The sequence below is a fragment of the Sporanaerobacter sp. PP17-6a genome (genome assembly GCF_900095615.1).
Taxonomy (GTDB): Bacteria; Bacillota; Clostridia; order Tissierellales; family Acidilutibacteraceae; genus Acidilutibacter; species Acidilutibacter cellobiosedens.
In genome coordinates, this window is record NZ_FMIF01000010.1 from 1 (window position 1) to 11905 (window position 11905).

An 11905-nucleotide genomic window follows, 5' to 3' on the forward strand; every position below is an offset into this window, starting at 1 on the left:
GGTGCCGGCAATATTATTTTCATCTGCAGATACATCACCGTTATTTTGAGAAACATCCGAATTTGTACCGTTCGTAGTTGTATCGTCGTCAGTAGTTGTATCATCAGCAGTTATATCAATTGTATCATCAGATTTACTATTTGTATTATCCTTATAATCGGAGCCATAATTTATTCCGTTCACTCCGTTTCCTTTAATGACCGAAGAACTTAAAACTGCCGTTTTAGGAGGTATAACAAATGACAGAAAAAGCGGAATTAAAAAAAGAATATATTTTTTTAGGTTCATACCGGGGCCCTTTGTTCTAAAAATTTCTCCTATTGTAAATAATGAAATGGCTATAAATCCGGCTACAGCAAATTTCATATAAGGTATAATTCTGGGATGAACGTATTTTTTCACATTACCGGTCTTGATTAAAATTATAAAAAATACAGAAAACCCCAAAAAAACTATTAATTTAAATATAATTTCTATATTAATCCTATGTTTTCTCATTGTCTTCATGGAAACTCCCTCCTTCTAAAAAAATACCACCTTAGTAAAACACAAAATGGAAAATATCAAATTAAACACAATAAAAAATAACTTTATTATAAATCTCTTCTTAAAACTTCCCGAAAGCATAAGCATATTTTTTATATCAGCCATAGGCCCTAATACCAAGAATCCCAATACAGAAACAATTGGAATCTGCCTTGCAAAACTTCTGGCAATAAAAGCATCCGAAGATGAACATAAAGACAGAACAAATCCTGCGGCCATCATAATTAATATGAATAATATTTCCTTATTTGTACTTTTAAAAAATATATCCTGGGGAATAAAAGTTTGGGAAATACTTGCAATCAATGCCCCTATAACCAAAAATCTTCCTGAATTTAAAAACTCTTCCCCTGCATGTCTGAATACTATAACAATTTTATCCCATATCCCGATTTTTGATACATCATAACCACTGCAGTATATACAGTTACAAGTGTAATTATCGAAACCGGTAAAAATTGTTTTTTCATCTTCTGGAAAAATCATAAATATAATTCCTGTAAGAATAGCAACTATTATACCTATTCCTATTCTTAAAGCAACTATTAATTTTTGACCTTGGAAAGCATAAATTGTGGAAGCTATAACTATTGGATTAACTATGGGAGCCGCCAATAAAAATGTTACTGCAGCATACATGGGAACTCCCTTTTTGATAAGACGGGTAGCTACCGGAACTATAGCACAATCACATACCGGAAACAATAACCCACCCAGCGAAGCTACAATAAAAGATAATATCTTACTTTTAGGAAAATATTTAATTATCATTTCTCTTGTGATAACAACCTGTATAATTGAAGATATGAACACTCCAATAAGCAAAAATGGAAAGGCCTCTATTAATATACTTGTAAATATTGTACTGATTATTTGAAGTTTGGAGATATCAAAAACTACTCCTTCAGATTTTATAAACCTCATAATAGTAAAACTTAAATATATCATTGCAAAAATCAGGAGTATAATTGATAATTTATCTCCCGGATTTTTCTTTTTATTTTTCTGTTTAAACCTACTATTTTTTATCCCTTCATATTCCGTAAAATCTTTAGGAGTACTGATATTTAATATCTTTCCATACTTATTTATTGCTCTGATCTCTTTCTTTAAATCCTTAAATTTGTGCAGCAATATTTTATCGGAATAATTCAATACTATTAAATCACTATATAAAATATTCGTTATCATATTCTGTCCTACAATACTCATAAGGGAATCAAAATTTCTGCAATCTATCACATTAACAATCGAATTAATGACACAATGCTTTCGTACTTGAAATTTGTCCAGTACATTTAATAAATCTCTTAAATCAGATATGCCGTTTTCTTCGATAATCATTCGATTAGGTAAAAATTCATTTAAAATTACCATTATATCTTTAATTCTTATCGATTCATCTTTTTTAAATTTTTTCAAAAGTACATTCTCATTATTTATGAACTCTTTATCTACTTCCTTTTCACCGGTCTCTCTCTGTATAACCGCCACCCGCTCATTAAGTTCCATAGAATTTTTCAAAACTTCATTAATTAAAGAAGTTTTACCCGAACCTAAAAATCCGGTAAAGATATCTATATAAGTAACCATAGGCCTCACCTGTTTATTTTAAACAGAAAATAATTCAAATAATTTATTTTCGTTAATATTTTTCCCGGTTATCGAAAGTTTGCCTATATAATTGGCAGAAGTAGTTCTTATCTGAATTTCCCCAGGAACATAATCAAATTGTAACCATTTGCCTCTTTCGCTTTGAAGTATTCCTTTACCTCTTACAATCATACCAAAACTATCAGCGTCATTTAACCGTTTCAACATATTTTTTAATTCTATTTTGCCAAAGATTTTAGCAGTTTCCATACTCCATGTTTTAAATATTTCATCGGCGTCATGGTCGTGATCATGATCGTGGTCATGGTCATGACCATGTTTTTCTTCATGATTACAATTTTCTCCATGTATATGTTCTATATGGCCTTCTCCCAATCCGATAATTTGCTTTCCAGTAAGCTGAGCCCAAGGAGTAGTCACAATATCGTATTTGAAATTTAAATTTCGTATGGATCTTATAACGGAGCTAATTTTCTCCTCATCAACCACATCTGTTCTGCTCAAAAGTATTGCCCTGGCATTTTTTATTTGATCTTCGAAAAATTCACCAAAATTATTTAAATACAAATCAAATTTTAAGACATCCACTATTGTTACAATCATATTAACTTCAACTAAATCCCTCAAGTTATTTTCCCTGCAAGCCCTAATCAATTCCGAAAGCTTTGCTACTCCCGAAGGTTCTACTATTATCCTTTGAGGACTAAACTTGTCTATTATTTCTCTTACGGATTCTCCAAAATCTCCGGCAAGGCTACAACAAATGCATCCGGAATTTATTTCTTTAATCTCTAATCCGGCTCTTTTAAGTAATGTTCCGTCTATACCAATTTCTCCAAATTCATTTTCTATAATCGCTATTTTTTCACTGTCTAATTTTTCCTTAAGAAGTTTTTTAATTAATGTAGTTTTTCCGGCTCCTAAAAAACCAGAAACAATATCAATTTTTACCTTCATTAACTCCATCCCCCTTTTTATCTCCCTTACATTCAGAACAGTATCCAAATATTTCAAGATGATGACCCATAATATCAAAATCAGTAGTATTCTCAATAAACTTTTCATAGTCACCCAAAGGGCAACCTTCAATAGGAATCATTTTTTTACATTTTAAGCATATAAGATAATGTTTATGCCCTACGGTTTTCAGTTCAAAAACCGCTTCATCACTATTCATAATATTTAATTTAACAACTATCCCCTTTGATTCAAAAACATTGAGTATTCTATATATAGTCGAAAAATTAATAGAATCGTCCATATTTTTGGCCCTAAAAAAAATTTCTTTTGAAGTAAGAGGATATTCCGTCTTTTTCAGTATATCCAATACGACATTTCTCTGTTTAGTATTTTTTATCTTAAAATAACTAAAAATTTCTTTATTTTCAAATTGCTTCAATCCGATCATCATCCTTTATAACTATAATATACAATATCATGATATCATAGAATAACTTCTTTGAAAAGTCAATTGATATGCAATCTCATATATTACTTTTTTAAAATAGCTAATTATTCGATTTTGTATGTTTTTTTAAAAAGATATATTTTAGAACGTCCTTATAAAAAATAACAATTATTAAAATTGCAATTCCAATTAACACTATTGTACCACCAGGTTTAAAATTTGCATAATAAGATATATATAATCCTGAAATAGTAGAAAAAACAGCAAAAATTATGGAAAGAATTACAGTCTGTTTATAGCTTTTAGTAATCTGCATAGCAGATGCCACCGGGAGTACTATAAGGGAAGATATAACTAATGTACCAACTGCTCTTGAGGATATAGAAATAGTAATGGCAGTAAGAAGAGTAAATACAAAATTTATTGACTTAACAGGAACTCCTGAAAATTTTGCAGATTCTTCATCAAAAGTCGTATAAAATAATTCCTTATATAATAATATAAAAACAAAAATAACCAAAAAACTTAACCCAATAACCATAAAAAGTTCAAAATCAGTAATAGCTACAATACTTCCAAAAAGAAAACTGTTAAGGCTGGCGGCATTCTTTACAAACCCCGATAAAATACCGGCAATTCCAACTCCCATAGATGTAATTACAGCTATTGATATTTCTGAATATCTGGGAAAAGACTTTCTTATTCTTTCCATTCCAAAAGCCGACATTATTGAAAAAATTACAGCCGATGCAATAGGATTAATTCCAAAAGCCAAGCCGGCAGTTACACCGGCCAAAGAAGAATGAGAAAGAGCATCGCCAATCATGGACATCCTTTTTAGAACCACTATTACTCCAATACAAGGTGTAATTACTGAAATCAAAATTCCGACAATAAAAGCTCTTTGCATAAAAGAATATTGAAAAATACTAATCAACTCAATCCCACCTTTTATCTTTAAAATCAATTAAACTCTGTCCGTATATTTCCTTTAAAATATCTTCCGTCATACCGTTTTTTAAATCCTGTTCGAGTAACCCATTTTTCCCTAAACAGATAATTCTATTTGCAATATGTGATATTTGAAAAATATCATGAGTGATCAGTATTATCGTCAACCCATGATTTTGATTTAAATCAGTAAGAAGAGAATACACCGTTTCTTCAGATTTAGCATCAATGCCTACAGTGGATTCATCCAAAAATAAAATTTCAGGATTGTTGATTAATGCTTTTGCAATAAATACCCTTTGAAGTTCTCCGCCGGATAAATTCCCTATAAGGGTTTTTCTATAACCCTCCATGCCTACTTTCTTCAATATCTGATATACCATTTCTTTATGGCATTTCTTGGGCCTTTTAAAAAGACCAATTTGAGAAAAAAGGTTAGCTTCAACAACTTCTTCAACAGTAGTCGGAAAACTACTGTTGAAGAAATTCAATTTCTGAGAAATATAGCTTATTTTGTTCCAGCTCTTTATATCCTCTATATTCTGTCCAAACATCCTTATGTTACCGCTCAAAGGAGCTAATATTTTTAGCATCAATTTCATAAGGGTACTTTTACCGGAACCATTAGCTCCGATTATTCCCAAAAAATCTCCTCTTTTTACCGAAAAACTTACGTCCTTTAATATAAACTTCTCCCCATACCCAAAGTTTAAGTTGTTTACTTCGATTATATTATCCATTACCATAATTTTCCTTTCACTGTAACGCCTTTTTAAGTACCTCCAAATTTTCTTTCATTACGGAAATATATTCTTTCCCCGCCTTTATATCATCATCTTCCAAACCTTCCAATGGGTTCAGGACTTCTGTCTGTGCCCCTACTTCCTGAGCTATGGTTTCAGCGACTTTAGGGCTTACCAGTTCTTCAAAAAATATATATTTTACATCATGTTCCTTTGCAAATTTTACTATCTCCGCCATTTTAGCCGGTGAAGGTTCGGCATCAGCAGTCAACCCCTCAATGGGAGTTTGCTTTAATCCGTAGGCATCGCACAAATATCCGAATGCCTGATGAGATACAATAATCTCTTTCTTCGTAAATGTAGCCACAGCGTCTTTATATTCTTGGTCCAACTCATCCAATTGTTTTACATATTCTTCATAATTTTTTTCATAATAATCCTTATTCGTTTCATCAGCTTTAACAAGTGCATCCTTTATAATTTCCATTTGTTTTTTGGCATTCATCGGATTGAGCCATACATGAGGATCATACTTTAAATTTTCATCCTCTTCATGTCCCTCTAATAGCTTTATATCTTTAGAAGTATCAACAATAACCAATTTATCATTATCCAAAGATCCGGATATTTTATCCAGCCATCCTTCCATTCCCGCACCGTTGCAAATAAGTAGATCCGCTTTTTCAAGGTTTGCAATATCTTTAGGAGTCGGTTCCCAGTCATGGGGTTCTACCCCTGAAGGGACTAAATTCACCAAATTTATTTTATCTCCTCCTACTTTCTTTGTTAAATCATACATTGCATAAAAGCTTGCATAGACCGAAAGTTTTTTGTTCCCATTATTATCATTTGTATTTTGTGTAACTTCACCTGTCTTTCCTTTGTCATCTTGTTTGCCGCAACCTGAAAACAACATCAAACCCATCACTATTGCCATTATTAAGCACAAAATTTTAATATTAAACTTTTTCATTGCACATCAGACCTCCTTAATTTTAAATACAAATGCGTCCCATTTGCATTTAGATTACTTATATAATATACATCAGAAGCCAAAAATATGCAATACAGTTTATAAATAAAATTTTAGAATACAAACTCCCCTTCTATTGTTTTCTTCAATTTATCTAATTCTTCTTTATTTTTTATTCTGTCTTCTAAAGAAAGACGATTTTTTATAATCCTTTGCACTTTAGTAGGTTTTTGGGTAAATATAGTAATATTATCTCCAAGGATTGCTGCTTCTTCAATATCATGAGTTACAATGATACATGTTTTATCTCTCGATTTTTTTAAATTCAAAAAAAATTTTGTAACAACTTCTTTAGTATTGATATCTAAAGATTTAAAAGGTTCATCCATTATAAGTATCTCCGAAGGATATATGAAAGCCCTTAATATACTGATTCTTTGTTTCATTCCTCCGCTTAAACTATTCGGATAATAGTCTTTATAATATTCCAATCCTACTAAATTTAAATATTTATTTATAATCTCCCTCCTGTTTTTTTTATCAATTTTTCCTCTTATAACAAAATCTATATTATCATAAACACTTTTCCATGGAATAAGCCTATCTTCCTGAAAAACAAATCCAATATTTTCATTTTCAAATCCAATCACTTCACCTTTATCAGCAGGAAGCATGCCGGATATGATATTAAGCAAAGTGGTTTTGCCACAACCGGACGGACCTAATATACATGTAGTCATATTCTTTTCAAACTTAATGCTTACATCATCTAATACTTTTAAATCTCCATAACTTTTATGTATATTGCTAACCTCATATCCCACATTATCACTTCCATTTATTATTTCCGATTAATTTTCCCAAAAAGCTTAATACATAATCAAAAACATTTATAATCACTAATATAATTATAATCCACGCAAACACTCCCGGCGTATTGAGGTACATTTTTTGAAGCTGCAAGCTACTGCCTATGCCGTATTTAGGTTGGCCTAATACTTCTCCTCCTATTACCATCTTTAAACTGAGCCCCAATGTAGAAGTTAATACAGAATTAATATTAAAAAAAATGCTTGGAACATATATCTCTCTGACCATTGTAATTGTATCCACCTTATACAGCTTTGACATCTCAACTATTTTAAAATCTATATTTGATATGCCCTTTAGAACACTTTCATACAATATTGGAAATACCATAATAAATCCTACAAATACAGGTGCCGCTTCATTGGTAAGCCATATAAGTGCCAATATAATAATAGCCATAGTTGGTACTGATTTTAAAAATTTTAATACAGGACTCATTATATAATATACAGCTTTAAATATATAAGATAAAATACCCAATATTATTGCCGATATTAAAGAAATTAAGAAGCTTGCAAGGCTTCTTAATAATGTAGATTTTACGGTATTGATGAAATATTCCTCTTTCACTATATCTGTTAAACTAATAAAAGTATTTTTAATAGAAGGAATTATCACTTCATTATTTACATATTTTGACGCGATTATCCAAACAAGCAGAATAGATAATCCCGAAATAATAAAATATTTCCTATCTTTCAAAATACAACCCTTCATCAGGTAATTTTCCTCCTATAGTTTTAGGTTCAAAATTCATTAATACTTCATAATATTTTTCATATGCATCTTTACAATCTTTTGTTTCAGTAAACCTAATATTAAGTTTTTCTTTTGCATTAACTATTGCATTTTTTTCAACACTTATTCCCAATTCTTTTGCATAATCTCCCAATTGTCCTAAGTTTCCCATTGCCCAATCCGAACTCTCTTTATATTTTTCTAAAAATTTACTCACAAATTCCGGATCGTCTTTTATTAAATCTTCTTTAATTATTAAACTTGATTGAGGATATCCTTCATCAATCCCTGTTAAGTTTGCCCATTCCTTGTTTAAATCAAAAATTACTTTTGCATTCTCTTTCTTTGTAAGTATTGTAGTAGCTAAAGGTTCCGGCAAAACCGCTAAATTTGTTTTCCCGCTAAGAAAGGCCGGTCCTAATTCCGTAGCCGCATTTAAGTAAGTGATAGTTACATCTTTATCCGGATCTATACCATTTTCAGATAAAACATATCTTAAAACTATATCCGGAGTTAAGCCTTTTCCAATAGAATATATCTCTTTTCCCTTTAAATCTTCAAAAGAATTTATTTCTTCAGTACTTATCATATACAAGGAACCCCATGTAGACGTTCCGGCTAATCTATAAGCCATACCCTTATTAAAAGCCTGAGCCGCTAAGTTGGAAGGAACTATGGCTATATCTGGTTCCCCTTTTAAAATACTTGATACAAGTACATCGGGAGCTTTCAAAAGCTCATAATTTATAGTTACATTTTTATCTACAGCTGGATTCTCTTTATCAAGCTTTGCAGCCGTTAAAGCCGGAAGACCATCAGGAAAACTGAATTTCAGGGTTTTAGGCTGCTCCTGCTCTTCTTTAGGGGCTGTTGAAACTTCATCCCCTGCATTTTTATTGCTGCATCCGGAAACTATTGATAATATTAAAACTAAACTTAAAATTAACAAAAAGAATTTCTTTTTCATTACCAAAATCACCTCTTAGAAATTTTTGATATAAAATACCCTATAACAAATTACTCATAAATATTATACCATCTATTTTTATATATAAATCATTTTTTATGTTATTATTGAAAATAATTCTCATTTTCATAACACAAGGGTAACACAAGGGGACGGTTCTTCTGTGCTATTTCCATCCCGCAGTTATGTGTATATATACAACAAGGGGATAAGTCAGAACCACTGAAGATGGTATTTTCTGCTTTTCCCCTTGTTCCTTATTTTCTTCTCGGATTTGCAACTTCTATATTTATTTTATTTCCTCTTATTTTCTTTTTTTGTAATCTGGTGAGTATTTCATCTTTTAATTCTTCAGGTACTTCGACAAAGGTGAATTTATCGTACACGTCAATTTTACCTATCAATCTTCCCGAAATACCCGTTTCTTCAGTTATTGCTCCGATAATATGTCTTGGGCTTACATTTTTCTTCTTCCCAACATTTATATATAACCTTACCATCTTTGAAGAGTCTACTTTAAATTTCTTTTCATTTATCTCATCATCTTTTTGTTGCTTATCTTCCCCTATATAAAGCTTCAGTATTGCAGAAGCAATATCTACGGAATCATATTCATCTTGTAACAGAGAGTCAACTATCTTTTTATAGTAGGATAATTCATCCTTCTCCATTATCTTCTTGATTTTTTCTATAAGGATATTTGTTCTTACTTCCTTAACATCAGTTAAAGTGGGAATTTCTTGACGAGTAATTTTAGTTTTAGTATACTTTTGAATATCTTTTAACCTGTATATATCCCTTCCCACTGCAAAACTAAATGCTTTTCCGGATTTTCCGGCCCTTGCTGTTCTTCCTATTCTATGAACATAATATTCTTCATCATGGGGAATATCATAATTAAATACAATATCTATATCATCTACATCTATACCCCTCGCCGCTACATCTGTTGCCACGAGGATATCAATATTTCCGCTCCTAAACTTACCCATAACCTTGTCTCTTTGAGTCTGCTTTAAATCCCCGTGAAGTCCGTCTACAAAATATCCTCTACCTTGAAGTTCCATAACTAAATCGTCTACACCTTTTTTTGTATTGCAAAAAACCAAAGAAAGCTTTGGATTATATATATCTATAAGCCTTGATAATACTTCTGTTTTCATATTCTGCTTTAATTCAAAATAATATTGTTCAACTTCAGGAACAGTGAGTTCCTTGTGCACTACCTTTATGAATTTAGGATCTTTCTGAAATTGCTTAGCAAATTTCATTATTTCATTGGACATAGTTGCGGAAAAAAATACGGTTTGCCTCTCTTTCGGCATCTTACCTAATATAAGTTCAATATCATCTCTAAACCCCATATCGAACATCTCGTCTGCTTCATCTAAAACCACCATTTTTATATTTTCAACTTTCAATGTATGTCTATTTAAGTGGTCTATAACTCTCCCGGGTGTACCAACTACTACTTGAACTCCTTTTTTCAAACTTTTAATTTGTCTTTCTATAGGTTGCCCACCATATACAGGGAGAACATAAAAATCTTTTTTATATTTAGCAAGTTTTTTAATCTCTTCTGCTACTTGTATGGAAAGCTCTCTTGTAGGACACAAGACAATTGCTTGAAGTATTTTATTCTTTCCGTTGTACATTTCAATAATAGGTATTCCAAAAGCTGATGTCTTCCCGGTTCCCGTTTGAGCCTGACCTATCACATCTTTCCCCTCTAAAATATATGGTATTGCTTGGGATTGAATAAGAGATGCCTCCTCAAATCCCATATCAGATACTGACTTTATTATTTCTTCTGACAAATTTAAATCTTCGAATTTCATTTTCCTCATGTATAATTACAACTTCCTTCCTTGTTTATTCACTTAGTATAGTATAACTTTATTATTTCAGTAACACAAGAAAAATATTATAAATTCGTCTTACCCCTAAAATAATTAACTTATAGTTAACATAATTTTAAACGGGACTTAACATAAACAGATTAATATTATAATTGATAAAAATAAAAAAACACTTTCTAACATAACACAGGTAAACAAATAACCTACCTCCACTAAAAATATTATTAAAATAGATAGGGACAAATCATCCCTATCTATTTTAATAAGTTTTCTACCTACGGTTTTCCCTGTAAAATCAATGGCTCTTTCTTGTATTAATCTGCATTAACTTTTTCACTGCCATCGGCAATTCTTTTGAGTTCCGATAAGTATACAAATTCTATCCCTCTATTTTTCATTTCCTTAGACATTTTATTTATGATATTTACCGTTACTTTTCCTCCCTGACCGCCTATATGTCCTATGCCAACAGCATAGCCTTTACTTTTAGCAATATCTTCTAATTTATCCATTGCCTTTGTTATCTCTTTTTCGGATTTTGAATTATCCAAAAATATATCCCTTTCAAAGTACATTACGTTTAATTTCTCCGATATATTTTTTGCAACGGTAATAGTTCCTGTTTTACTATCTAAAAAAAACAAATTATTTTCCTGGGCTACCTTCAATACTTCAGCCATGATTCTTTCGTCTTTAATAGATTTGGAACCCATATGGTTATTTATTCCTTTTGCCCATTTGATTTCATCAAGACCTTCATTAACCACATTTCTTATCTCTTCGTTTGTCATAGAAGAAGTAATAGGTTTAGGTCCAAGCCATTTTTTGTTTCCGGTTTCCGATTCCATTGGAAGATGAAGAATTACTTCGAATCCGGCATTGTGAAAAAGTTCCGCATCCTCCTTGGAACATTCCAAAAACGGCATTACTGCTACAGTAACAGGAATATCCAACTTTAAAAGTTCATCTGTTCCGTCTCCGTGTTCTCCCAAGTCATCTATTACTAAGGCTATGTACGACTTTTTATTTGCATAAGTCGAAACTGCCTTATATTTAAAAATAAATTTTGGAATAAGAACTGACATTATAATTGCTATCACCATTATATATAGGACCTTCTTTTTAATATATAACATTAAAATAACCTCCTTATTATTATCAATAGTAAATTATATTAATGATAATTGAGATTATATGAAAATTTTTACAAACTATAAGAAAACCAAATATATAATG

The 11905-nt window shown here is 31.2% G+C and carries 12 protein-coding genes; all 12 read right to left on the bottom strand.

The genetic code is table 11. The features are described 5' to 3' along the window. Positions 1-507 (bottom strand): DUF1980 domain-containing protein (locus PP176A_RS05045; RefSeq protein WP_143037641.1); only part of this gene is annotated, 507 nt, incomplete at its 3' end. Between the two features lie 15 nt (positions 508-522). Continuing rightward, entirely contained in the window at positions 523-2139 is a 1617-nt protein-coding gene (locus PP176A_RS05050; RefSeq protein ID WP_071139378.1) for a permease, read from the bottom strand. 18 nt (positions 2140-2157) lie between these two features. Continuing rightward, a complete protein-coding gene (locus PP176A_RS05055) occupies positions 2158-3117 on the bottom strand; it encodes a CobW family GTP-binding protein (protein WP_071139379.1) in 960 nt (319 codons plus the stop codon). Continuing rightward, positions 3101-3559, bottom strand: coding sequence for a Fur family transcriptional regulator (locus tag PP176A_RS05060; protein ID WP_159429036.1), 459 nt, complete (start codon positions 3557-3559; stop codon positions 3101-3103). The genes PP176A_RS05055 and PP176A_RS05060 overlap by 17 nt, the downstream gene beginning before the upstream one ends. A 109-nt stretch (positions 3560-3668) precedes the next feature. Beyond that, positions 3669-4502 carry a metal ABC transporter permease gene (locus PP176A_RS05065; protein ID WP_234958826.1) on the bottom strand — a complete coding sequence of 278 codons (834 nt, stop codon included), beginning with the start codon at positions 4500-4502 and terminating at the stop codon, positions 3669-3671. A gap of 4 nt (positions 4503-4506) precedes the next feature. Continuing rightward, positions 4507-5259, bottom strand: a complete 753-nt coding sequence (locus tag PP176A_RS05070; RefSeq protein ID WP_071139460.1) for a metal ABC transporter ATP-binding protein — start codon at positions 5257-5259, stop codon at positions 4507-4509. 16 nt (positions 5260-5275) lie between these two features. Beyond that, positions 5276-6235, bottom strand: a complete 960-nt coding sequence (locus PP176A_RS05075; RefSeq protein ID WP_071139381.1) for a metal ABC transporter substrate-binding protein — start codon at positions 6233-6235, stop codon at positions 5276-5278. 113 nt (positions 6236-6348) lie between these two features. Further along, positions 6349-7059 (bottom strand): ABC transporter ATP-binding protein, encoded by a 711-nt coding sequence (locus tag PP176A_RS05080; protein WP_071139382.1) that lies wholly within the window; start codon positions 7057-7059, stop codon positions 6349-6351. Positions 7060-7063: 4 nt separating this feature from the next. Continuing rightward, on the bottom strand, positions 7064-7822 hold the full coding sequence (locus PP176A_RS05085) for an ABC transporter permease (RefSeq protein ID WP_071139383.1): 759 nt from the start codon (positions 7820-7822) through the stop codon (positions 7064-7066). Next, on the bottom strand, positions 7797-8810 hold the full coding sequence (locus PP176A_RS05090) for an ABC transporter substrate-binding protein (protein ID WP_071139384.1): 1014 nt from the start codon (positions 8808-8810) through the stop codon (positions 7797-7799). Before PP176A_RS05090 ends, PP176A_RS05085 begins: the two co-directional genes overlap by 26 nt. A gap of 257 nt (positions 8811-9067) precedes the next feature. Beyond that, complete coding sequence (locus tag PP176A_RS05095) at positions 9068-10648, bottom strand: DEAD/DEAH box helicase (RefSeq protein WP_200796031.1); 1581 nt, start codon at positions 10646-10648, stop codon at positions 9068-9070. 335 nt (positions 10649-10983) lie between these two features. Further along, a complete protein-coding gene (locus tag PP176A_RS05100; protein WP_071139386.1) occupies positions 10984-11805 on the bottom strand; it encodes a divergent polysaccharide deacetylase family protein in 822 nt (273 codons plus the stop codon). Between the last annotated feature and the right edge of the window lie 100 nt (positions 11806-11905).